Source organism: Niastella yeongjuensis (assembly GCF_900110245.1).
Lineage (GTDB): Bacteria > Bacteroidota > Bacteroidia > Chitinophagales > Chitinophagaceae > Niastella > Niastella yeongjuensis.
Genome location: NZ_FOCZ01000002.1, coordinates 321,338 through 344,848 on the forward strand (window position 1 = coordinate 321,338; position 23,511 = coordinate 344,848).

Annotated in this window: 18 protein-coding genes; 7 read left to right on the forward strand and 11 right to left on the reverse strand. The window is 45.4% G+C overall.

Going from position 1 to position 23,511, the window contains the following annotated elements; all coding sequences use genetic code 11:
• Positions 1-60 precede the first annotated feature (60 nt).
• Entirely contained in the window at positions 61-996 is a 936-nt protein-coding gene (locus tag BMX95_RS06005; RefSeq protein ID WP_081201789.1) for a DUF3078 domain-containing protein, read from the forward strand.
• A 158-nt stretch (positions 997-1,154) separates the two neighbouring features.
• Entirely contained in the window at positions 1,155-1,982 is an 828-nt protein-coding gene (locus tag BMX95_RS06010; protein ID WP_081201790.1) for a segregation and condensation protein A, read from the forward strand.
• 305 nt (positions 1,983-2,287) lie between these two features.
• On the opposite strand, the gene dxs is transcribed toward BMX95_RS06010, so the two are convergent.
• Positions 2,288-4,219 carry a 1-deoxy-D-xylulose-5-phosphate synthase gene (gene dxs, locus BMX95_RS06015; RefSeq protein WP_081201078.1) on the reverse strand — a complete coding sequence of 644 codons (1,932 nt, stop codon included), beginning with the start codon at positions 4,217-4,219 and terminating at the stop codon, positions 2,288-2,290.
• A gap of 241 nt (positions 4,220-4,460) precedes the next feature.
• On the opposite strand from dxs, the gene BMX95_RS06020 reads away from it, so the two are divergent.
• The 3 genes from BMX95_RS06020 to BMX95_RS06030 are packed head-to-tail and all read left to right on the forward strand — an operon-like array spanning position 4,461 to position 7,572.
• The gene (locus BMX95_RS06020; protein WP_242673143.1) at positions 4,461-5,507 is read left to right on the forward strand and encodes a sensor histidine kinase; all 1,047 of its coding nucleotides are present in this window, start codon (positions 4,461-4,463) and stop codon (positions 5,505-5,507) included.
• A 17-nt stretch (positions 5,508-5,524) separates the two neighbouring features.
• Positions 5,525-6,259: a LytR/AlgR family response regulator transcription factor gene (locus BMX95_RS06025; RefSeq protein WP_177193680.1), complete on the forward strand. Its 735-nt coding sequence runs from the start codon at positions 5,525-5,527 to the stop codon at positions 6,257-6,259.
• 29 nt (positions 6,260-6,288) lie between these two features.
• Positions 6,289-7,572, forward strand: coding sequence for a M20/M25/M40 family metallo-hydrolase (locus tag BMX95_RS06030; RefSeq protein WP_081201079.1), 1,284 nt, complete (start codon positions 6,289-6,291; stop codon positions 7,570-7,572).
• A gap of 53 nt (positions 7,573-7,625) precedes the next feature.
• On the opposite strand, the gene argH is transcribed toward BMX95_RS06030, so the two are convergent.
• The 10 genes from argH to BMX95_RS06085 form a co-directional block, all read right to left on the reverse strand.
• Positions 7,626-8,924 (reverse strand): argininosuccinate lyase, encoded by a 1,299-nt coding sequence (argH, locus tag BMX95_RS06035; protein ID WP_081201080.1) that lies wholly within the window; start codon positions 8,922-8,924, stop codon positions 7,626-7,628.
• Between the two features lie 353 nt (positions 8,925-9,277).
• The gene (locus tag BMX95_RS06040) at positions 9,278-10,351 is read right to left on the reverse strand and encodes a M20 family metallo-hydrolase (RefSeq protein ID WP_081201081.1); all 1,074 of its coding nucleotides are present in this window, start codon (positions 10,349-10,351) and stop codon (positions 9,278-9,280) included.
• Complete coding sequence (gene argB, locus BMX95_RS06045) at positions 10,344-11,129, reverse strand: acetylglutamate kinase (protein ID WP_081201082.1); 786 nt, start codon at positions 11,127-11,129, stop codon at positions 10,344-10,346. Before argB ends, BMX95_RS06040 begins: the two co-directional genes overlap by 8 nt.
• Positions 11,130-11,140: 11 nt before the next feature.
• Entirely contained in the window at positions 11,141-12,112 is a 972-nt protein-coding gene (locus BMX95_RS06050) for a Rossmann-fold NAD(P)-binding domain-containing protein (protein WP_081201083.1), read from the reverse strand.
• 44 nt (positions 12,113-12,156) lie between these two features.
• A complete protein-coding gene (locus BMX95_RS06055) occupies positions 12,157-13,311 on the reverse strand; it encodes an aspartate aminotransferase family protein (protein WP_081201084.1) in 1,155 nt (384 codons plus the stop codon).
• A 44-nt stretch (positions 13,312-13,355) separates the two neighbouring features.
• Positions 13,356-14,375 (reverse strand): N-acetyl-gamma-glutamyl-phosphate reductase, encoded by a 1,020-nt coding sequence (argC, locus tag BMX95_RS06060; protein ID WP_081201085.1) that lies wholly within the window; start codon positions 14,373-14,375, stop codon positions 13,356-13,358.
• A gap of 99 nt (positions 14,376-14,474) precedes the next feature.
• Entirely contained in the window at positions 14,475-15,677 is a 1,203-nt protein-coding gene (locus tag BMX95_RS06065) for an argininosuccinate synthase (RefSeq protein WP_081201086.1), read from the reverse strand.
• Positions 15,678-15,694: 17 nt separating this feature from the next.
• Positions 15,695-16,423 (reverse strand): GNAT family N-acetyltransferase, encoded by a 729-nt coding sequence (locus tag BMX95_RS06070; RefSeq protein WP_081201087.1) that lies wholly within the window; start codon positions 16,421-16,423, stop codon positions 15,695-15,697.
• Between the two features lie 420 nt (positions 16,424-16,843).
• Positions 16,844-17,602, reverse strand: a complete 759-nt coding sequence (locus tag BMX95_RS06080) for a phosphoglycerol geranylgeranyltransferase (RefSeq protein WP_081201089.1) — start codon at positions 17,600-17,602, stop codon at positions 16,844-16,846.
• Positions 17,603-17,693: 91 nt separating this feature from the next.
• Positions 17,694-18,449, reverse strand: a complete 756-nt coding sequence (locus tag BMX95_RS06085) for a DUF2490 domain-containing protein (RefSeq protein ID WP_081201090.1) — start codon at positions 18,447-18,449, stop codon at positions 17,694-17,696.
• A gap of 225 nt (positions 18,450-18,674) precedes the next feature.
• Between BMX95_RS06085 and BMX95_RS06090 the strand changes: the two genes are divergently transcribed.
• Together BMX95_RS06090 and BMX95_RS06095 are read left to right on the forward strand one after the other, a co-directional pair.
• On the forward strand, positions 18,675-22,043 hold the full coding sequence (locus tag BMX95_RS06090; protein WP_177193681.1) for a vitamin B12-dependent ribonucleotide reductase: 3,369 nt from the start codon (positions 18,675-18,677) through the stop codon (positions 22,041-22,043).
• 834 nt (positions 22,044-22,877) lie between these two features.
• The gene (locus BMX95_RS06095) at positions 22,878-23,357 is read left to right on the forward strand and encodes a YcxB family protein (RefSeq protein ID WP_081201091.1); all 480 of its coding nucleotides are present in this window, start codon (positions 22,878-22,880) and stop codon (positions 23,355-23,357) included.
• The last annotated feature ends 154 nt before the right edge of the window (positions 23,358-23,511 follow it).

The window sequence follows — 23,511 nt, forward strand, 5'->3', positions numbered from 1 at the left end:
TTTGCAAGGCATTTTGGTACAAATCAAAATGCCTTTTTTTTAATCCATTCAATTTATAATATGAAGAAGTTGGCCATGGCCGTTGTAACCGTTTTTTGCATAACAGTTACTGGTATTGCACAAGACAAAACCGTTCAGGATCTAAGAGGTGAATCAGGAAAAACCATCAAGAAAGATGAAAGTGACACTACGGTCAAGACCTGGAAAACAGGTGGTATGTTCAACGGTACAGTGGGTCAAACTTCGCTCAACAACTGGGCAGCGGGTGGTGATCAATTCTCTTTTAATTCCAACGGAATATTAAACCTGCATGCATTTTACAAAAAGGGGATTCATTCATGGGATAATAGCCTTGACCTGGAAATAGGGTATATTAATTCCACATCATTGGGTACCCGTAAAACAAATGACCGTATTGATCTTATATCGAAGTACGGCTGTCAGCTCTTTGATCATATGTATCTGACGGGACTGTTTAATTTCCGGTCGCAGTTTACTGCAGGGTTTACCTATCCTGATGATACCACCAAGATAAAAACATCAAATTTTTTGTCCCCGGCCTATGTGATCGTTGCAGCGGGTATGGATTGGAAACCAAGTCCTACATTTTCACTCTTCCTTTCACCTATAACCAGTCGCTGGGTCATAGTGAATGATGATGAATTATCAGCCAAAGGGGCTTATGGGGTAGATTCAGGCAAAACAGTTCGCAATGAGATTGGTGCCTATTTAACAGCCACCGTAAACAGGGAAATAATTAAAAATCTGACCTACAAAGCCAAGCTCGACCTGTTCTCAAATTATAAACACAATCCACAGAATATTGATGTGTTCATGACCAACCTGATCAGTATGAATGTATACAAAGGGTTCGGTTTTAATGTCGGAGCCGATTTTATTTATGATGATGATCAAAAGAGTTTTGGAAAAGACAAAAATGCAGCCCGGCTACAGGTAAGGCAATTCATTGGCATTGGCTATCAGCGAAAGTTCTAAATAATTGATTGTTAGGTGCCTCAGGTCATTCCCCGGGCGCCATTTCACAAGTTATATACAAAATGCGCTCAGGGAGGCCTGTAATTTTCTGCAATTGTTTTTTTGGCGTACGTTTGTTGGCTCCCGCCAGTGTAGGGATGGGTTAAAAATATTTGCAAGTGAATCAAACACCGTCGTATCAGATCAAGTTGCCGCAGTTTGAGGGTCCGTTTGACCTGTTACTGTTCTTTATTGAGCGGGATGAGTTGGATATTTATAATATTCCTATCAGTAATATCATAAAGGATTTTCTCGAATATATTCATGGTCAGGAGCAATTGAACATTGAGTTGTCGAGCGAGTTTATCTTATTCGTTTCCACCCTTATGCGCATCAAAGCCAGGATGTTACTACCACGTAAAGAACTGGATGCTCAGGGTAATGAAATTGATCCCCGTCAGGAACTGGTTGACAAAATCCTTGAATACAAACGTTTTAAGGAAGCATCGGCTAAAATGGCCGAAATGGAAGCCATTCGTATGCTGATGGTACGCCGTGGTAATTTGGCAAAGGAAATTGCCAGTATTGGGGAGGAAAACGGAGAGGGAACTGAAATTCAAACTATTACACTTTTCAAATTGATGAAGACCTTTGAAAAGGTAATGAAGCGTGTTGACCAGCGGAACGTAAAACCGGTGCATACCGTGGTGAAATATGCATACACCATGGAAGAAAGCAGGGTGTACGCGCTGGATAAAGTGAAGAGAGAAAAGGTAATGCCATTTGATAAGATCTTCGATGTTTGTCAGGACCGCATACATGCCATCTTCATATTCCTGTCGATGCTTGAGCTGATACAAATGAAATACATGACCATCATGGTAGGTGAGGGACGTAATAACTTCATCATTGAATTGAACGAAAATTGGGAACAGGACGTAGATCCCGATATGGGACCGCTTAACCCTGATGATGATCCCGACAGACAACCGGAATCAGTATTATAAATTATTACAGCCTTTGCTTACGCAGAGGCTGTTTAGTTTTTGTCAAATATATACAACAGGATCGGCTGTGGTGATTTATCAATAAGCTGCCCGAGCTTTTGTAAAAATGCAGTCGATACCATGGGGCAGCCATCGCTTTGGCAATGGGCAGCGGGATTCGTTTCTTGTTGCAGGGTTATGGAGTAGACAAGAGGATGCCTTTCCCATAATCCACAGACTATCGTTGCCAATAAAATGTTAAAGGAAAAAAGAACCGGCTACCAAATTCTGGCGCCGGTCCCTGGTATGTTTAGCTGATTGGCTTGCTAACCGAGTAACTGACTAACGGTAACTTTTCCCTTCATCATCTCACGTACCGCAGCGGCAATTCCCGGGGCATCGTAACCACATTCGTGATACAATTCTTTTGGGGTACCATGTTCAACAATGGCATCGGGGATACCTAATATTTTCACTTCAGCTTTGTAGTTATGTTGAGCCATAAACTCCAGAACAGCGCTGCCAAAACCACCGGTAACTGTACCGTCTTCTACCGTAAGCACCTTGTCGTACCTGCTGAATACTTCGTGTAACAAAGCTTCATCAAGCGGTTTAACAAAACGCATATCGTAGTGTGCGGGGTTCAGTCCATCCATCTTCAATTCGCGGATAGCAGTGGTGACAAAGTTACCCGGATGGCCTATGGAAAGAATGGCGATATCCTGACCGTCTTTGATCTTTCTGCCTTTACCGATAGGAATTTCTTCGAAAGGCGTTTTCCATTCTGGCATTACACCCTGACCGCGCGGGTAGCGGATCACGAATGGCGATTCCATAGTATCCAGCTGAGCGGTATACATGAGGTTACGCAATTCACTTTCATTCATGGGGGCGCTGATAACCAGGTTTGGGATACAACGCATGAAGGCGATATCGTAAGCGCCGTGGTGGGTAGGTCCATCTTCGCCAACCAGTCCGGCCCGGTCGAGTACCATTACTACCGGTAGTTTTTGAATGGCTACATCATGTACTACCTGGTCGTAGGCGCGTTGCATAAAGGAGGAATAGATATTACAAAACACCCGCATACCCTGTGTGGCCATACCGGCGCTGAGGGTTACCGCGTGTTGTTCACAAATGCCTACGTCAAAAGCGCGGTTGGGCATTTTCTCCATCATGAATTTGAGCGAAGAACCTGAAGGCATAGCAGGTGTTACGCCAAAGATCTTGTCGTTCTTTTCAGCCAGTTCTATGATGGTATGTCCAAATACATCCTGATATTTGGGCGGTTGGGGCGTTTCGTATTTCTTTTTATAAATTTCACCGGTGATCTTGTCGAACAAACCGGGTGCATGCCACAGTGTTTGTTCTTTTTCAGCGAGGGCATAACCCTTACCTTTTGTAGTGATCACGTGCAATAATTTGGGCCCGGGGATCTTTTTCAGGTCTTGCAGGGTATCAACCAGTTTGGTGATGTTATTGCCATCGATAGGACCAAAATACCGCAGCTTCAGCGCTTCAAACAGGTTACTGCTTTTGTTGAGGAAGCCTTTGATACTATGCTCCAGCTTACTGCCCATTTCGCGGGTAAAGTTCTTCCCAACGGGTAATTTGCCCAGTGCCTTCCAGATATCGTCTTTAAGGCGGTTATAAGTAGGAGAGGTAGTAATATCGGTAAGATATTCTTTGAGCGCACCCACGTTGGGGTCAATGCTCATACAGTTATCGTTCAGGATAATGAGTACATCAGAATCGGCTACACCGGCATGGTTCATCCCTTCAAACGCCAAACCGGCTGTCATGGCGCCATCGCCAATTACGGCTACAGATTTGCGGTTCTCGCCTTTGTATTTGGCAGCCATGGCCATACCCAGGGCGGCAGAGATAGAGGTGGACGAGTGGCCTACGCCAAATGTATCGTATTCGCTTTCGCTGCGTTTGGGAAAACCACTGAGGCCGTGGTATTTGCGGTTGGTATGAAATTCATCGCGGCGGCCGGTAAGGATCTTATGGCCATACGCCTGGTGCCCCACGTCCCACACCAGTTGGTCGTAAGGGGTATTGTAAATGTAATGTAATGCTACGCTAAGCTCTACCACACCCAGGCTGGCGGCAAAATGCCCTCCGTGTACACTAACTACATCGATAATGTATTGCCGCAATTCATCACAAAGTTGATGTAACTGTTCTCTGGTCAACTGCTTAAGATCGGCTGGGGAATTGATGGTAGTCAACAATGGGCCGGGTGTAATGTCCATCTTTTTAGAAAATTTGGTAACAAAAATACAGCTTTAAATCATGAGCCCTAATAAAGCTTATATTTTAACAGAACAAAAAAGCGGGCCACGGAAAACCGGGCTGCCGCTTGTAAAATACAAGCTCATTTCCCTGACAATTTTACTACTTTGTAGCGCCGGTAACCTATTTATTACCGCCATATATCCCAAATACCAAACCAGAGTGGGCTAATTGCCTAGATTTGTTACAGTTCCAACTAGCATGATGAAGAGTAGAATTCCATATTACTGGCTTTGCCAGATCATAGGCTGGAGCGCCTATATAGTGTTGTTTATATTTTTCTATCTTACCCTGCGTACCCGCGTGCAGCCCTATTTTTACCAGACGCTGGTATCGGAAGCCTCATTGGGGTTTATTATCACCCACATAATGCGTGCTTTTATCAAAAAATACAAGTTGGTTGAAAAGCCGGTTAATGAGCAGGTGGTTTACATAATCTTAATTTCTATAGCGTTCACCCTCGTGTATGGTTCTACCATTGCGAAACTGGAAGAGTGGCTGGAATTTGAATCGGATAAACAGCGGGTGCTGACCTTTCTAAACAAAATGATCCGCATTTCGCTGGGGTATTTTTTTATCATCATTGTATGGAACCTGATCTATTTCGCGTACCACTACATTGTAAAAACCCGGCAGGCGCAGTTGGATAAGATCAGGCTGGAATCGCTGGTAAAAGAACTGGAGTTGAAAACCATAAAGGCGCACATAAATCCGCACTTCATTTTTAATGCCCTTAACAGCATCAGGGCGCTGATAGATGAGAACCCAAACCGGGCGCGCAATGCCATTACGGAGCTGAGCAATATTCTGCGCAGCAGTATGCAGGTAGAAAAGGTGGAAACGGTGCCTTTTGAAAAAGAGCTGGGGATCGTAAAAGATTACCTGGCGCTGGAGTATATCCGCTTTGAAGACCGGTTGAAGATTGAATACCAGATAGATGAAGATACACTCGATCAACCGGTGCCCCCCATGATGCTGCAAACGCTGGTGGAAAATGCCATTAAACACGGGATCGGCAAACAGGTAGGTGGCGGACTGGTAAAAGTGATCTCTGATTTTAAAGACAATTTCCATGAACTGGTAGTATTGAATACGGGTTATTTGAACGGACATATTCAGGAGGGCGATGGTTTTGGCTTATTGAGCACCCGTAACCGGCTACAGTTATTGTTTGGTGAAAAAGCTAACTTTGAAATAAAGCAAGTGGGATCTGACCTGGTGGAAGCCCGCATACTGATCCCCGTTTAATAAAAATAAAACCCGTTATGATCAAAGCCATCATTATCGACGACGAACGGCTGGCCAGAAGTGAGCTTCGGAAACTGCTTATGGATTTTCCGGAAATTGAAGTAGTGGCAGAGGCAAGTAATGCCGGTGAAGGAGTGGAAAAGATAGAGAATATAAATCCCGATCTTATTTTCCTTGATATAAGCATGCCCGGTAAAACCGGTTTCGATATGCTGTCGGAACTGGATAAAGCACCCCACGTTATTTTTACCACAGCTTACGACGAATTTGCACTGAAAGCATTTGAAGTAAATGCGCTCGACTACCTGTTGAAACCAGTAGAACCCAAAAGACTGGCCGATGCCATTCAAAAACTGCACCTGCAGGAAGAACGTGAACAGGGACCCATGGTGCCGGTAAATTTCAACCGCAGTATTTTAAGCGAGAACGACCAGGTATTTGTAAAAGACGGCGAGCGTTGCTGGTTTGTAAAGCTGTCGGATATCCGGTTGTTCGAAAGTGTGGGCAACTACGCCAAAGTATACTTTGGCCCCAATAAACCACTCATCTTAAAGTCACTGAATGCCCTGGAAGAAAGGCTGGATGAAAAAACATTCTTCAGGGCCAATCGTAAACATATTGTGAACCTGCGTTTGATCGATAAAATTGAGCCCTACTTCAATGGCGGTTTGTTGCTGGAGCTGAAAGGGGGTGAGAAGATAGAAGTGAGCCGTAGACAAACGGTGAAGTTCAAAGAAATGATGAGTTTATAAAAGACGAAATTTGTTAAAAATTACAATTCATGGTTAAGCGCTACTCGTACTTTATCCTATTGTTGCTGGTAAAGCAAACTGTTTTTTCCCAATCCATAGACAAGATCATCAATGCCAAAGAGGTGGAGCGTATTGAGAAAACGCTGTCAGCCGATGACTTGCGTGGCCGCCGGGTATTTTCTCCCGAAATAGACAAAGCAGCTGATTTCATTGCTGCGGAATTTAAAAAGGCAGGTTTACAAGCCGGTAATGGTACCTCCTTCTTACAGGATTTTTCCATGTTGCGCACTACACCGGTTTCTGTTAATGGAACCATGAATGGAAAACCGCTTACTGAAAAAAACGTGGCGGTGCTTACTGGCAAAGAAGACATATCAATAAATCAGTCATCAGGTTTTAAGCAGATCGTTGTAAAAGCAAATGATGTGTTGTCAGCCCTTCTGATGAAGATCAGGGGTGAAGGCGGCAATTACCTGCTGATGGTTGATACGGCACAACGTGCGATGTTTGAAAGAATTAAACGATCTTCTATGTTCAGTCCCAAGGGTGATATCGTAATGGTATTGTCAGAAGAAGAGGCAGGCGAATATTCCATTCAATACAAACAAACCGTAAGTGGCAGACCGCTGAAAAACGTGGTGGGTATACTACCGGGTAAATCAAAGAAGAATGAATATGTGATCTTCTCCGGTCACTACGATCACCTGGGTGTTGGCAAAGCCAATGCAGCAGGCGATAGTATTTTTAACGGAGCCAATGACGACGCAGCGGGTACTACTGCCGTGATCATGCTGGCCAACTATTTTGCCAAACAAAAAAAGAACGAACGCACACTCGTCTTTGTAGCTTTTACAGGAGAAGAAAGTGGTGGATTTGGTTCTCAATATTTTTCCCAGAATTTCAATCCCGACCAGGTAATGGCGATGTTTAATATAGAAATGATCGGTACTGAAAGTAAATGGGGTACCAACTCAGCCTTTATTACCGGTTACGAAAAAACCGATATGGGCAAGATACTGGAGAAGAACCTGGAGGGAACCAATTTTAAGTTCTATCCCGATCCATATCCCGACCAGCAATTGTTTTACAGAAGTGATAATGCCACACTGGCCAGGCAGGGCGTACCTGCGCATACCATTTCTACTTCAAAAATGGACAGCGAGCAATTTTATCACACGCAGGAAGATGAAATTGAAACACTCGATATGAACAATATGGCGGCCATTATCAGGGCTATTGCTATTAGTTCTACTTCTATTGTTGCAGGGAAAGATACACCTGCCAGAGTTTCGCAGGAATCTTTAAAGAGATAGTTACAAAGTACAAGTTGCAGGTTACAGGGAGCCCTGGAACCTGCAACCTGAAACTAGAATTTCTTCAATACTCCATCCATTACTTCCACAATCTCTTTATTGCATAAGTTACCAATGCTGCCTTCGTGCACGTGGTGGAGTTGTTTTTTATAGTCGAAGTTGAACTCGCCTTTTTCAATCTGGTTACCTACTTCTTTATAGGCTTCGCGGAAAGGAATGCCTTTATTCACCAGCTCATTTACCGCTTCTACACTAAACAGGTATTTGTATTTCTCATCGTCCAGGATATTGCTTTTAACCGACAGGTTCTCCAGCATTAACCGGGTCATTTGCAAACAGGCTTTTAGTTCTTCAATAGCCGGGAATAAGATCTCCTTGGTCAATTGGAGATCACGATGATAACCTGAGGGCAGATTGGCTAATAATAAAGCCAGTTCGTTAGGGACAGCCTGCAGGCGGTTGCATTTTGCCCTGATCAGTTCAAACACATCAGGGTTCTTTTTATGCGGCATAATGCTGCTGCCGGTTGTTAATTCCGATGGGAAGGAAATAAAGCCAAAATTCTGGCTGATATACAAACAGCAATCCATTGCCAGGCGGCCAATGGAACTGGCAACGCCGGCAACGGCGGTTGCAATAACTTTCTCTGTTCTGCCCCGGCTCATTTGCGCATATACCGAATTCCAGTTTAAGGTTTTGAACCCTAACAGTTCGGTAGTGCGTCTTCTATTCAGGGGGAAAGAAGAACCATAACCAGCGCCACTGCCCAGCGGGTTTTTATTGGCTACCTGGTAGGCGGCCACCAGCAGTTCCATGTCATCCGTTAGGCTTTCCGCATAAGCGCCTAACCACAATCCGAAGGAGGAGGGCATGGCAATTTGCAGGTGGGTATATCCGGGTAATAAATGGTCTTTAAATTTTTCACTTTGAGCTATCAGCAGGTCAAAGGTTTGTTTTACTTCCTCTTTAACGGCCAGCACTTCGGCACGCAGGTATAATTTTATATCCACTGCAACCTGGTCGTTACGGCTGCGGCCGCTATGGATCTTTTTACCGGCATCGCCAATGCGTTGGGTGAGCAAAAATTCAACCTGGGAGTGTACATCTTCAATGCCTTCTTCAATTTTGAAGCGGCCCTGTTCAATCTCGGCAGCTATTTCCTGCAGGCCTTTTATAGCAATGTCTGCTTCTTCTTTCGTCATTAAACCTACTTCGCCCAGCATGCGTACATGCGCCATAGAACCCTGCACATCGTATTTCGCTAACAGGATATCAAATTCTTTATCTCTGCCGACAGTGAATGTTTCGACTAATTGTGATGTATTGGTGGTCTCTTTGCTCCAGAGTTTCATTGTGTAATGGTTTCCAGTTGCCAGTTACCGGTTACCGGGGGGCCAGTTACCAGTTTCCGGTTTCCAGGTTTATTAATTAATGCCATTGAGGTTTGATTCTACCCACTGAGTATATTTATTGATTCTTTTACTTAGCAGATCATAATCACTTCTCAAATTATTATATAGCTCAGCATTGCCGAGAGATCATTTTATGAATATTAACAGCCAGACGCTTTGACTCTTTATAGATTTCCAAATCCCTGTAACTTGACATGATTGAAGTGATTTTTGTTATAAAATGCACTCTAATCAAAGTATTAACCATATTCTGTATTCCCTGGTAACCGGTAACTGGTAACCGGCAACGGCAACTACAATATTCCCTCCAGCAGCTTCACATACAACGCTATCCCTTCCTTAACCTCCTCCACGTAAATAAACTCATCGGCCGTGTGGCTCCTTGCCGAATCACCCGGGCCCATTTTCAATGCCTGGAAGGGCATCAGGGCTTTGTCGGAGGTAGTAGGGGAACCATAGTAGGTTCTGCCTAATGACACGCCCGATTTTATCAATGGGTGGTCGAGTGCGATAGAGGTGGAACGCAGCCGAGTACTGCGGGGCATCACTTCACACTGCACGTTTTTGTGGATCACTTCCAGAATATCTTCGAAGGAATACAGCTCGTTTACGCGGGTATCCACCACAAATTTGGTATGGGCAGGTACCACGTTGTGCTGTTTGTTATCAGTCTCGATTACCGTAACGCTCATTTTTACTGGTCCCAGCAGGTCAGATACCTTGGGGAATTGATAAGACTGGAACCACTCGATATCTTTTATGGCTTTGTAGATCGAGTTCTCGCCTTCGTTACGGGCGGCGTGCCCCGCTTTGCCATGAGCTACGCAATCCAGTACCATCAGGCCGCGTTCAGCCACTGCCATTTGCATTTGAGTGGGTTCACCAACAATGGCGCAGTCAATTTTGCCAATGTGGGGGAGAACCAGTTCAATCCCGTCTTTCCCGCTGATCTCTTCTTCTGCAGAAGCTGCCAGCACCAGGTTGTATTTAAGATCGTTTCTGTTATAAAAATGGAGAAAGGTAGCGATCAATGATACCAGCGGACCACCGGCATCATTACTGCCCAAACCGAATAGCTTTCCATCTTTTTCAATGGGCGTAAACGGATCGAGGGTATAGTTCTTATTGGGCTTTACAGTGTCGTGGTGCGAGTTTAATAAGATGGTGGGCTTATTCTCGTCGTAGTGCGCGTTGCGGGCGTATACGTTGTATTGCACGTTTTTAACCGGCACACCATGCTTTTCAAGGAATGATTTTAAAATGTCAGCTGTCTTATCTTCCTCTTTGCTGAAGGAAGGGGTGCTGATCAACTGCTTAAGCAATTCAATAGCGCTTTGTTGCAGTGTATGTAAATTGGTATTACTCATGTACAATGCTTGTTCCGGCCTTACCGGTGATGAGATCAGTTAACTGTTCAGCTTTGCCTATGATCACTTTCTTTACTCCACGGGTCAGCGCGGCAAAAGCATTATCCAGTTTAGGGATCATGCCGGCGAATATTTTTTGTTCGGATTTTAATTGCTGATAATAGGAAGGGTCAATGGAGTTGATGACCGTGCTGTCGTCATTGGCATCGAGCAGCACCCCGCTTTTTTCGAATGAATAGATCAACTGCACATCGTACAACTTGCTCAGCGATGTGGCTACTTCCTGTGCAATGGTATCGGCATTGGTATTCAGTAGCTGTCCTTTCTGGTCGTGGGTAATGGGGGCCATTACCACGGCAATCTGTTGATCGAGGATGCTTTTCAGCAGGCTGGTATTGATGGCATCCACATCACCGGCAAAACCATAATCGATGGTGGGGTGATTCCTTTTATGGGCAAGAATAACATTACCATCGGCGCCGGTTAAGCCAATAGCATTGCAGTTATTGGCCTGTAACTGCGCCACCACGTTCTTGTTGATATAACCAGCGTATACCATCGTAACAATCTTCAGGGTCTCTGCGTCGGTAATGCGCCGGCCATCGATCATTTGTTGCGGAACGTTCATTTGTTCGGCCAGTTTGGTGGCCAGTTTGCCACCGCCATGGATCAGGATCTTCTGGCCTTTTACTGCCGCAAAGTCTTTCAGAAAATCCGATAACTTCTTTTCATCATCGATGATGTTACCGCCTATCTTAACAACATATAATGTAGACACCGATTGCTTGTTTATTTTAACGATTCGAGTATTTCACTGAGTACGGCCTGTGCTGCCCAAACGCGGTTACTGGCTTCCTGGGTAACAATGCTGTTGAGCCCATCCAGTATTTCATCGCTCAATTCCACATTACGGCGAACCGGTAAGCAATGCATAACTTTGGCATTGTTGGTAACGGCCAGTTTTTTATTGGTCAGCATCCACTCGGGATCGTTGGTGTAAATCTTACCGTAATCTTTAAAGGTGCTCCAGTTTTTCACATATACAAAGTCGGCGTCTTTTAACGCTTCATCCTGGTTGTGTGTAATGGTAGCGCCTTTGGTGAATTGTTCGTCCAGCTCATAATCTTCGGGGTGAGTGATCACAAAGTCGGCTTGTCCCCAGGCGTTCACCCATTGCGAAAAGCTATTGGCCACGCATTGCGGCAATGGTTTTACGTGGGGGGCCCAGGTAAGAACGATCTTGGGCTTTTTGCCTGCCGGCAGTGGTTTCTTTTTCAGGGATTCTGTAATGGTAATGATATCCGTAAGGCTTTGCAGCGGGTGCAGGGTAGCGCTTTCCAGACTTACCACCGGAATGCCGGCGTACTTTATGAATTGTTTTATGTACAGTTCGCTGTAATCGTCTTCCCGGTTCTTTAAGGAAGGGAAGGTGCGAATGGCCAGAATGTCAAAATAATTACCCATGATGGGCGCAGCATCTTTTACGTGTTCTACGGTGCTTCCGCTCATGATGGCTTCGTCTTCAAACTCCAGTGCCCAGCCTTCCTGACCTACATTGAACACGATGGGTTCCATACCCAGGTTCTGGGCTGCGATCTGGGTACTAAGGCGCGTACGCATACTTGGGTTCAGGAACAATAAACCAATACGTTTACCAGCTCCCAAAGATTTGTCTATAAACGGAGTGGTTTTGTAAGAGAGGGCCTTAATTACCAGCTCGTCGATACTGGGGACATCGTGTACACTTGTGAAATTTTTCATGCCTGTAGCGGAAAGGAGAATGAATAATAATGTTACCGTTCAATTTATTTTGCCATGCTTTCAGCGCCTACCTGAATTTCTTCTTTGATGGCTTCCAGCAGTTGGTCTGCATCTTTTTTGCGCAGGGCCAGCGAAGGCAGCAACCGGATCACGTTTGGTTTTGCTTCGCCGGTGAAGATCTTGTGTTTCCACAGCAAGTTCTTGCGCAGGTCTTTGAACTGTTCGGGTACATCAAACCCGATCATTAAACCACGGCCACGTACATTTTGCAGCTGGGGTATTTTTTTCAGTTCAGTCATCAGGTATTCACCTATTTCGGCTGCATTCTGAATCAGGTTCTCTTTCTCAATAGTCTCTACTACTGCCAGGGCTGCTGCGCAGGCCAGGTGATTACCGCCGAATGTTGTGCCCAGCATCCCATGTTTGGGTTGTAAATGCGGAGCAATGATGATGCCGGCAACAGGGAAACCATTACCCATGCCTTTGGCCATGGTGTAGATGTCCGCATTTACACCTGCCCAGTCATGGGAAAAGAATTTACCGCTTCTGCCATAACCGCATTGTACGCTGTCGGCAATGTATACCGCGCCATATTGATCACATAAGCGACGGATGGCTTGTAAAAATGATTCGCTGGCTACATTGATGCCGCCCACGCCCTGTATGCCTTCGATGATCACCGAGGAAATTTCATTACCCTGTTCTGCGAAGCAGGCTTCCAGCGCTGCTACATCATTGAAGGGAAGAAAGATCACATTCGATGTTTGGTTCACCGGTGCTACTATAGATGGGTTGTCAGTGGTAGCAACTGCCAGGGAGGTACGTCCGTGGAAAGCTTTCTTAAACGCTATTATTTTTTTGCGGCCATTGTGAAAGGAGGCCAGCTTAAGGGCATTTTCATTAGCTTCTGCGCCTGAGCTGATCAGGAATAACTGATAATCGGGTTTGCCGGATAATTTACCCAGTTTTTCCGCCAGTTCTTCCTGCAAAGGCATTTTAACCGAATTGGAATAGAAGCCGACTTTATTTAACTGATTGGTTAATCGTTCTACATAATGCGGATGGGTATGGCCAATACTAATTACCGCGTGACCGCCATACAGGTCAAGGTATTGTTCCCCTTTGTCATCCCATACATAAGAGCCTTTAGCCTTATCTATGACGATGTTGTTGACAGGATAAACGTCAAAGAGTTTCATGGTTGTAAATGTTTACATCGTGGTTGCCCACTCCGCCGTTATGATTAAAAATAATTCGCTTTCAATTTCAGCCCGGCAGTCTCCTCTAATCCGAAGATCAGGTTCATATTCTGAACTGCCTGGCCGGAGGCGCCCTTGGTAAGGTTATCGATGGCGCTGTGCACCACCAGTTTGCTGCCTATTTTCTCCAGTTGAATAACACATTTATTGGTATTCACTACCTGCTTTAAAAAAATCTCGCTTTTGCTCAGTACGGTGAAAGGCTGGCCTTTATAGAAGTCACTGTACAGTTCAATCAGCTGTTCCAGTTTCCAGTCGCAATCGACCAGGGAACTGATGAAAATGCCGCGGGTAAAATCACCACGCCAGGGAATAAAGCTCAATGATTCTGATGAACCTTCTGCGGTTACCGGCGAAAAGCCGGGTTGCAGTTGTTGAATCGACTGCGTGATCTCTTTTAAATGCTGATGGGTTAGCGTTTTATACGCCTGAATGTTATTGGCGCGCCAGCTGAAGTGCGAGGTGGCCGATAATCCTTGTCCGGCCCCGGTAGAACCTGTAATGCCGGTGGTATAAACCGGGCCCAGCAGGCCGGCTTTTGCCAGGGGCAACAAGCCTAACTGAATACCGGTAGCAAAACAACCGGGGTTGGCGATATTCTGTGCACTTTTGATCTGGTCTTTGTTCAACTCAGGCAATCCGTATACGAATTGCCGGTTGCCGATCGAAGATTTCGGGGCAAGTCTGAAATCCTGCGACAGATCGATGATCTTTATTTTATCGTTTACAGTATACTCCGATAAGAACTTGCGGGCATCGCCATGTCCCACACACAGGAAAATAACATCTACGCTGCCATCCTGTAAGGGGGAAAGATCATCAGAAAACAGAAGGTCTGTTTCACCGATCAGGTCGGCATGCACCTGCGAAATGGGATTGCCGGCATTGCTTTTACTATTTATGAAGGCGATCTCAACTTGTGGGTGATTGACCAGTAACCTGAGCAATTCACCACCGGTATATCCTGCTCCTCCTATTATGCCTACTCTTACTTTCTTACTCATAAAATTCATTTAATTGTGAATTGACCCATTGTCAACTCTGTCAACCTTATAAACACTATCAATCTCCTTCGCCAACTTGTTAACTGGTCAACTGATCAACTATTTCTTCTCATTCTCTTCTGTAACCGATTTCCAGATTGAAGTCTGGTTACCAAATATTTTGCTGAACCCACGAACGTCTTCGCCTGTAAAGCCGGTATTCATTTCACCATATTTGCCAAACTTGCTGCTCATAAGATCATAGGTTGATTCAATACCGATGATCTGGAAGCGATAGGGTTGCAGGTGAACAAATACGTCGCCGGTTACATGGGCCTGGGAATTTTCGAGGTACGCTTCAATATCGCGCATCACGGGGTCCATGATCTGTCCTTCGTGTAACCAGTTGCCATAGAATTGGGCCAGCTGGTCTTTCCAGTTCAACTGCCATTTGGTGAGTACGTGCTTTTCCAACGCGTGGTGTGCTTTCAGTATCACCATGGGAGCGGCTGCTTCAAAACCTACACGGCCTTTAATGCCAATGATGGTATCGCCTACGTGAATATCGCGGCCAACGCCATATGCACCGGCGATGGTTTGCAGGTACTGGATGGCTTCGCTGGGGTGAGCGAATTCTTTATCGTTGATCTTTTTCAGTTCTCCTTTTTCAAAGCGCAGTTTTACTTCTTCGCTGCCGGTTTGGGTAACCTGGGTTGGCCATGCTTCTTCTGGCAGCATACCTTTTGATGACAATGTTTCTTTACCACCTACGCTGGTTCCCCACAGGCCTTTATTGATAGAATAAACGGCTTTGGCGAAGTTCATGTTCACGCCTTTGCCTTTCAGGTATTCAATTTCTGCTTCGCGGCTCAGTTTCAGATCGCGGATAGGGGTAATGATCTCTACACCGGGGATCAAAATGTGGAATACCATGTCGAAACGAACCTGGTCGTTACCGGCACCGGTGCTGCCATGTGCTACGGCGTCGGCGTTTAATTTCTTTACGTGCTCTGCAATGTGCAGGGCCTGGCTCAACCGTTCGGCGCTCACACTTAAAGGATAGGTGTTGTTCTTTAACACATTCCCGTAAATGAGGTATTTTATAATGCGATCGTAGTATCCTTTTATGGCGTTAACTGTTGTATGTGTTTTTACACCCAGATTATAAGCGTGCTCTTCAATTTTCTTCAATTCCTCATCGCTGAAACCACCGGTATTTACAATAATGCTGTGCACTTCGTAGCCCTGGTCTTCGCCCAGGTATTTTACACAAAATGTAGTGTCTAAACCACCGCTAAAACCGAGAACAACTTTCTTTGCCATCTTCGCAAGAATTGTTTTTAGAGATTAAAAAAGTAGTGAAAAAAAGATTTGATCTTGCCGGCTCCGCCGCCAGAAGGGGTGTTGGAGTCTTTATCTTCCTTAAAGAAAGGCTTCAGCAATTTCCATTGTTTTATTCGTAACAGGCGCTCGAACACGCTCTTCTTCTCTTCGAAGAACTCTTTTGTTTCCTCTGGCTCGTAGTGATCTTTAGGATCATACAGCATGGCGGTGCACAAACAGTTCTTGCGCTCTTTGCTCATGAGAATATCGTAGTTCACACAGCTTTTGCAACCGGCCCAGAAGGCTTCATCCTGCGTAAGCTCTGAATAGGTAACGGGCTCGTAACCGAGATCGCTGTTGATCTTCATAACGGCAAGGCCGGTAGTAAGACCAAAGATCTTTGACTCGGGGAAGGTTTGCCGGCTAAGCTCAAAGATCTTTTTCTTAATAGCTTTTGCCAGGCCGCCTTTGCGGAAGTTGGGCGAAACGATCAGCCCCGAATTGGCAACATACTCGCCATGGCTCCAGGTTTCAATGTAACAAAAGCCGGCCCAGATGCCATCCTGGTTAAAAGCGATCACTGCTTTTCCTTCACGCATCTTCTGTTGTATATAATCGGGCGAACGTTTAGCTATACCGGTTCCGCGGGCTTTGGCCGATGCGGCCATTTCATCGCATATGATCTGAGCAAAGCTGAGGTGTGATTCGTTGGCTACAATTACCTGAAATTGATGTTGGGTTTCCATTTTTGAAACAAGGCTAAATGTGAAAAATGCAACGGCTTAAAACATCGTGCCGGAGACGAGGGCTTGTTGGAATGAGGTTCATTCCAAATACCACAAAGCATGCTGTATGGTCAGTGAGTATCAACGTCGCACCCTTACGGGGATAGGTTGGAAGAAAAAAACTGTACTGAGACGTACAGGAAAAACCCCACGCACTATAGTAATCACGGCTTGCGCGACTACATCAGCGAGTATTATGGTGAGATTTTTTTGCATTTTAAACGGGTATGCTTTTAAATCAATAGATTTTGTCACCGCAAAGAAAAACAACTTTTTACAATCAATGGGGATTTTTGGTGTAAAATTTTAGCTAATTCCCAAATTAATTGTGTAAGCACCTTTCTGCAATAAGACAATCAAACAGTCAAATTGTTCAATAAACTAAACTATACGGGTAGGCACCGAATGGATGGCGGCGCTCATTTCTTTTATCAGCGAAGCATCTTTCTCGATGGCATTCCCAATAACGATCATATCGGCACCGGCTTTGCAATTAAGATAAGCCTTTTCAGGGTCAAGTATACCGCCACCAACTACAAGTGGCACTTCAATTACCTGCGCCACCTTCTCAATCATGCTTTCGTTGATGGGGCGTTTGGCACCGCTGCCTGCATCCATAAAGATCAGCTTCATGCCCAGCATTTCACCGGCCATGGCGGTACACATAGCAATTTCATTTTTATCGGCAGGTATAGGTGCCGCATTGCTGATGTAAGAAACGGTTGTGGGAGCGCCACCGTCAATGACCATATACCCGGTTGAGATGATCTCTAACCGGCTTTGTTTTACAAACGGAGCAGAAATAACGTGCTGACCGATCAGCAGTTCTGCATTGCGACCGGAAATAAGCGACAGGTAAAGCAAAGCATCGGCATATGAAGTTATTTGCGATGGACTGCCCGGGAACAGGATCACCGGAATATTGCAATTCTTTTTTATTTGCTGTACTACCTCATCGAGGCGGTTGGTAACAACCAGGCTTCCACCCACCAGCAAGTAATCCACTTTTGCTTCAATTGCCAATGCGGTCAATTCATCTATCTTATCTACCGTAACCTTGTCTGGGTCAATCAGTACCGCAAAAGACTTCTGTCCATTCGCCTTATGTTGCAGTAAAGATTGATATATGCGATTCGTCATGCTGGGCTATTGGTGACTACAAAAATGCAAAAAGTTTTCCAAAGGGGCGATAACGTGCCGAAACTTTTACCGTTTATTGTTATTCAGGGCATTATAATCTGCTAAAAGCAGTCACCTGAACCAGGTTTTCGTGCGACCATCCCGCTGCCGCATCTTTGATAAGCCGTAACATGTACGATAACTCCAGGTCAATATGCCGGTTGAACCGGTAACCGGCGCCTACCAGGCTGCGATTTTGATCGAACCACTTGCCATTTACATACTGCCGGCCGCTCACATTAAAAAAGAATTCATTTTGCAGCAACACATAAGTGCCTTTGTTAAAGTCGTTTACGAATGAAACCAGGGGAATCTGTTCCCTGAGCTGATAACGTAACCGGTTGCTGAAGGAAGTTCCCGTTTTTTTCAGGTCATCATTTCCCTCTACCAGGTTGGGCAGCCACCGGTTTTCGAGCCGCAGCCGGTGCCGCATAAAAGTTTTATGGCGATGCCCTTCGGTACCAAAATAAACGGGATGAATATACCAGGCCTGTTCAAGTGCCTGATGCTCTGCGGCATAGCCGGTAGTGCCGCTAATTGTACGGCGGTTGTCGGTAAGGCAATAGCCGCCGCCCACACTCCACTGGCTGTTCAATTGTACAAAAGCACCGGTCCGTAATAAAAAGGTTTGCAGGTATTGTCTTTGGGGATCACTGCGGAAACTGGCCTCTAACTGATACACTACTTTACGTGAGATCGAGAACTGGTTATTCGTTGTAGCCCAGCCAGATAAAGCAATCTGTGACCGGCTGTTATAACCAGCGATCATTCCAACCATCACCCACGTTAATTGTTTATAAAAGGACATGGGGGCAAAGAAAATGAAGATTTCCCTAAAAAGTAATCAACATTACGCCGTATTCTGTGCAAAAATCAAGTAAGTCACAACCAGCTTGCATCTTAGTATTTTTCACATCCTTTTTCCACAGCTGTGCATATTTCAGGCTCGGAAATGTGGCCGTTGAAAGATACTTTCGTTCTTCACCCCGTATCCCTTCACCTTGATTTAATCATGTTAAAAACTTACTAACCAATGGCCATTAAAAAGCAATCGAAAGGCTTACAGTTCAATCGCCGATTCACCCGTGATGGAGTGTCCGTTTTTGATCAGTTTGAATACGATTACCGAACGTCGGTTATTCGCAACCCAAGTGGTGAAGTGGTGTTTGAAATGAACAATGTGGAGGTGCCCAAACACTGGAGTCAGATTGCTACAGATATTCTGGCCCAGAAGTATTTCCGCAAGGCAGGCGTTCCCCAACAGGATGGGTCTTTAGGTCGCGAAACATCGGTAAAACAAGTGGCCCACCGTATGGCGAACTGCTGGCGGGTATGGGGTGAAAAACATGGCTATTTTGCTTCAGAGCAGGATGCCACTATTTTTTATGAAGAATTGGTGCATTGTATCCTGAACCAGTCCTGCACACCTAACAGCCCGCAATGGTTCAATTCAGGTTTGTTTGAAAGCTATGGCATTAAAGGCAAACCACAGGGGCACTATTATGTAGACCCTGTTGATGGTCAATTAAAGAAATCAACCTCAGCATATGAACGTCCACAACCACATGCCTGTTTCATCTTAAGCGTGGAAGATGACCTGGTGAACGAAGGTGGGATCATGGATCTGTGGATGCGCGAAGCCCGCATCTTTAAATATGGTAGTGGGGTAGGAACTAACTTCTCACACATCAGAGGCGAAGGGGAGAAATTAAGCGGCGGCGGAACTTCCAGTGGGTTGATGAGCTTTTTAAAGATCGGTGACCGTGCAGCCGGCGCCATCAAAAGCGGTGGTACCACCCGCAGGGCAGCCAAAATGGTTTGTCTTGACCTCGATCACCCCGAGATCATGGAATTCATAAACTGGAAAGTTGAAGAAGAAAAGAAAGTAGGCGCACTCATCGCCGCAGGTTATCCCAGCGATTACGAAGGCGAAGCATACAGAACCGTGAGCGGACAAAACTCCAACAACTCCATTCGCATCTCCAATGAGTTTTTCGAAAAGCTGGAGAATGATGAAGACTGGGAATTAAAAGCCCGCACCGATGGCCGTGTAATGAAACGCATTCCGGCTAAGGAAGTATGGAACCAGATCTCCTATGCTGCCTGGCGTTGTGCCGATCCTGGTACGCAGTATGATACCACCATCAACGAGTGGCATACCAGTCCCAAAGGCGGTCGCATCAACGCTTCCAATCCTTGTAGTGAATACATGTTCCTAGATAATACGGCCTGTAACCTGGCATCGGCCAACCTGCGCCGTTTTTATAACGAGACTACCAATACATTCGACGTAGCAGGTTTTGAATATATCTGCCGTTTGTGGACGGTAGTGTTGGAGATCTCTGTGCTGATGGCACAGTTCCCGTCAAAAGAAGTAGCGCAGCTGAGCTACGATTATCGTACGCTGGGCCTTGGTTATGCCAACCTGGGTTCCATGTTGATGGTGATGGGCATTCCTTATGATAGTGAAGAAGCCCGCGGTATCTCTGGCGCTATCACCGCTATCATGACGGGTATTGCATATAAAACATCGGCAGAAATTGCATCTATACTGGGGCCCTTCAGCCGGTTTGAAGAGAACCGCGAAGATATGTTGCGGGTTATGCGCAACCACCGCCTGGCCGCCTATGATGCAGATGACTATGAAAAACTGCACATAAAACCTCAGGGTATAAAAGCAAAATATTGTCCGGATTACCTGTTGAAAGCTGCTACAAAAGCATGGGATGAAGCGGTACAGTTAGGCGAGAAATATGGTTATCGCAATGCACAGGTTACTGTAATTGCCCCTACCGGCACCATTGGCCTGGTTATGGATTGCGATACCACTGGTGTGGAACCCGATTTTGCGCTGGTTAAATTTAAAAAACTCAGTGGTGGTGGCTACTTCAAGATCATTAACCAGAGTGTACCCACCGCATTGAAAAACCTGGGTTATCAAACACGTGAAATCGAAAGTATTGTAAAATATGCAGTAGGCGCAGGTACTTTTGTAGGCGCTCCGCATATCAATCACCAGACATTAAGCGAGAAAGGATTTATAGCTGAAGAAATAAGAAAGTTAGATGCCGCAGTAGCATCTGCCTTTGAGATCGGATTCGTATTCAATGTGTACACGCTTGGCGAAGAATGCCTGCAACGCCTGGGATTCAAACCCGAACAGTATTTTAATTTCGAGTGGAGCCTGCTGGAAGCATTAGGCTTTACCGACGAAGAAGTAGAAGCCGCCAATGATTACATCTGCGGTACCATGACCATTGAAGGCGCCCCCTTCCTGAAGGCCGAACATTTGCCCGTTTTTGACTGTGCCAACAAGTGCGGTAAAAAGGGACAACGGTACATTCATGCCCATGGCCATATTCGCATGATGGCCGCCGCACAGCCCTTCCTGAGTGGTGCTATTTCAAAAACCATTAACCTGCCCAATGAGGCAACAATAGATGAAATTGCCGATGCGTACATGATGAGCTGGAAACTGGGCTTAAAAGCTTGCGCGTTATACCGCGATGGTTCCAAGTTAAGTCAGCCGCTCAGCAATAAGAGCGATAAGAAGAAGAAAGCAGAAGACGAGACCAGCGAAACCACAACAGCCGCTGAACCACAGGAATCGAACATTGTTGACCTGGGCAAACTTACCATCACCGAGTTGCTGGGTGAGGTACAAAAACGCGTGCAGGCCTCGCCCGATACCAAACTGAAACGGGAACTGGCGCGTATTGTTGAACGCAGAACCTTACCGGCCAAACGCCGTGGCTTTACACAAAAGGCCAAAATAAACGGACAGGCATTGTTCTTACGCACTGGAGAATATGGCGATGGAACGGTAGGAGAGATCTTTATCGACATGGCAAAAGAAGGCGCTACCATGCGTAGTATGCTGAATTGTTTTGCTATTGCTATTTCCATTGGCCTGCAATATGGGGTGCCGTTGGAAGAGTATGTTGAGAAGTTTGTGTTCACCCGATTTGATCCGGCAGGTATGGTTGATCACCCGAACATTAAGAGCACCACTTCAATTGTAGACTTTATTTTCCGTGCCCTGGCGTATGAATACCTGGGTAGAACCGACCTGGTACATGTACTCGACAAGCCGGAAGTAATGAATACCGGAGTAGATGAATGGGATGAAATTCCCACATCACTGGAGTATGATAAGAAAACGCCTCCATTGAGTGATGTACGGGTTGTTCCCGGTAAACCTACAAAAACACCAGAAGCAGAATCTTTAAAACCCGTAAAAGCCACTGTTAAAAAAGCAGAAGCAGGCATCGATGCCATCAATGCTGCCGCGAAAAGCATGCAAAGTGATGCGCCGGCCTGTAATACCTGCGGGCATATTACCATCCGCAGCGGAACCTGCTATAAATGCCTCAATTGCGGTAATAGCATGGGGTGTAGTTAGTAGACTGTGATTGTGAAGACCGCCTTAAGCTCATTTTTTGGACGGTTATATTTTATAAATTTTAATCCGCTCATGTCAATGGGCGGATTTTTTGTTTAAAACCCCGGGGAAATGGTATGAAATCCCGGGAAAATAGGGTGAAATCCTATCTCAAATGTCGGAGATTCATTCGCTTTAGCATTTATTTATATGTTTTAAAGTATTAATCTAAAAGCCAGGTACGTTTATCCCTAAATCCCAACCCCATGCACATGAAATGGAGATCTCTCTTACTGGCAGTTATCTGCCTTATTTTTTTTGCCTCCTGTACAAGATTTATTTCACCATATGAAGCAGCCAATGGCCGTGCTAAATGTGGTCGCGGAGTACGATGAGAATCCATTTAACCCATTAAACTTATTTATTGCGCAGTATCCTGTTTTTTCGGGTTACTGGGCATTTTTGTTCCGATCATCTCATCCCCACCATCCCACCCCCCAGTCAAATATACCCGATCACCCCAATATGCGTTTTATTCTTATGTCGTTGATATCCATTATGTTAATAATTTACGTCATTTCGCACCCCACCACAAAGTGGTATTGTAAACCGCCACTTTCCACAATACTTTTGCAACACGAAGCCTTTTTGCCCTCTGCACTACATTATTCGAACGAATTACTAAACCTCAAGTGTAGCCATTAAGAACAATTTTGCCCTGAAAACAGGACATTCCCGCTTCGGCGGGATAGTTTCATGTGCACTGCTGGACAGGGTTCATTAATTTGGACCCTGTTTTTATCCCAGCCTTGTCTGGGAATTCTTACTTTTACGCCCTTAATGGGGGAAAACTGAATGACAGTTCAATTTGGTTATGATAAGAAGCAGGTAATTCAAGCCTTGCGATACCACTTTTTAATGCGTCCTGAAATCAAGATCCTGTTGGTTTTGATCAATGTATTTGCCATTACCTCTGCGGTACTGTTTGCGTTGAAGAAAATACAACCTGTCTCTTTTTTAATATTCTCTTTTTTGTGGTTCCTGCTGATGCTGGTGATCTGGCGCATTTTGCCAGCCAGTATTTATCGCAAGGCGCTCACCTTCAAAGATCATTTTACCATGCATTTTGAAGGCGAAGGCGTAATGCTGGAAACTGCCAAGGGTTCCAAAGGCTGGGACTGGAAGAAATTCAGCTATTTTATTGAAAGCCCTTATTTTTTTCACCTCTATTTCGATGCCCGCTCCTTTTTCCTGGTACCGAAAGATGCATTTAAGGATATTACCGACCTGCAGACGGTAAGGGAAATGCTTCGGGAAAAGGTAGGGAAGAAGTAGTTGATCAGTTGACACGTTGACGAGTTAACAGGTTGGCGAGTTAACACGTTGAAAAGGCCCCGTCGCGATTTGCCGCGCTGGGGTGCCTAAAATCCAGTGGAATTGCCGGTTTTTTTGAGCCTCGAATTTCGGGCGCCCACTCACAACTCACTGC

Bases quoted from the DNA above. Each gene is read 5' to 3' on its own strand.
- BMX95_RS06090 (WP_177193681.1), top strand. From the start codon at position 18,675: ATGGCCATTAAAAAGCAATCGAAAGGCTTACAGTTCAATCGCCGATTC.
- BMX95_RS06025 (WP_177193680.1), top strand. From the start codon at position 5,525: ATGATCAAAGCCATCATTATCGACGACGAACGGCTGGCCAGAAGTGAG.
- BMX95_RS06055 (WP_081201084.1), bottom strand. From the start codon at position 13,311: ATGAAACTCTTTGACGTTTATCCTGTCAACAACATCGTCATAGATAAG.
- BMX95_RS06065 (WP_081201086.1), bottom strand. From the start codon at position 15,677: ATGGCAAAGAAAGTTGTTCTCGGTTTTAGCGGTGGTTTAGACACTACA.
- BMX95_RS06050 (WP_081201083.1), bottom strand. From the start codon at position 12,112: ATGAAAAATTTCACAAGTGTACACGATGTCCCCAGTATCGACGAGCTG.
- BMX95_RS06080 (WP_081201089.1), bottom strand. From the start codon at position 17,602: ATGACGAATCGCATATATCAATCTTTACTGCAACATAAGGCGAATGGA.
- argC (WP_081201085.1), bottom strand. From the start codon at position 14,375: ATGAGTAAGAAAGTAAGAGTAGGCATAATAGGAGGAGCAGGATATACC.
- BMX95_RS06070 (WP_081201087.1), bottom strand. From the start codon at position 16,423: ATGGAAACCCAACATCAATTTCAGGTAATTGTAGCCAACGAATCACAC.
- BMX95_RS06030 (WP_081201079.1), top strand. From the start codon at position 6,289: ATGGTTAAGCGCTACTCGTACTTTATCCTATTGTTGCTGGTAAAGCAA.
- argH (WP_081201080.1), bottom strand. From the start codon at position 8,924: ATGAAACTCTGGAGCAAAGAGACCACCAATACATCACAATTAGTCGAA.
- BMX95_RS06040 (WP_081201081.1), bottom strand. From the start codon at position 10,351: ATGAGTAATACCAATTTACATACACTGCAACAAAGCGCTATTGAATTG.
- BMX95_RS06085 (WP_081201090.1), bottom strand. From the start codon at position 18,449: ATGTCCTTTTATAAACAATTAACGTGGGTGATGGTTGGAATGATCGCT.
- BMX95_RS06095 (WP_081201091.1), top strand. From the start codon at position 22,878: ATGACAGTTCAATTTGGTTATGATAAGAAGCAGGTAATTCAAGCCTTG.
- BMX95_RS06005 (WP_081201789.1), top strand. From the start codon at position 61: ATGAAGAAGTTGGCCATGGCCGTTGTAACCGTTTTTTGCATAACAGTT.
- BMX95_RS06020 (WP_242673143.1), top strand. From the start codon at position 4,461: ATGATGAAGAGTAGAATTCCATATTACTGGCTTTGCCAGATCATAGGC.
- dxs (WP_081201078.1), bottom strand. From the start codon at position 4,219: ATGGACATTACACCCGGCCCATTGTTGACTACCATCAATTCCCCAGCC.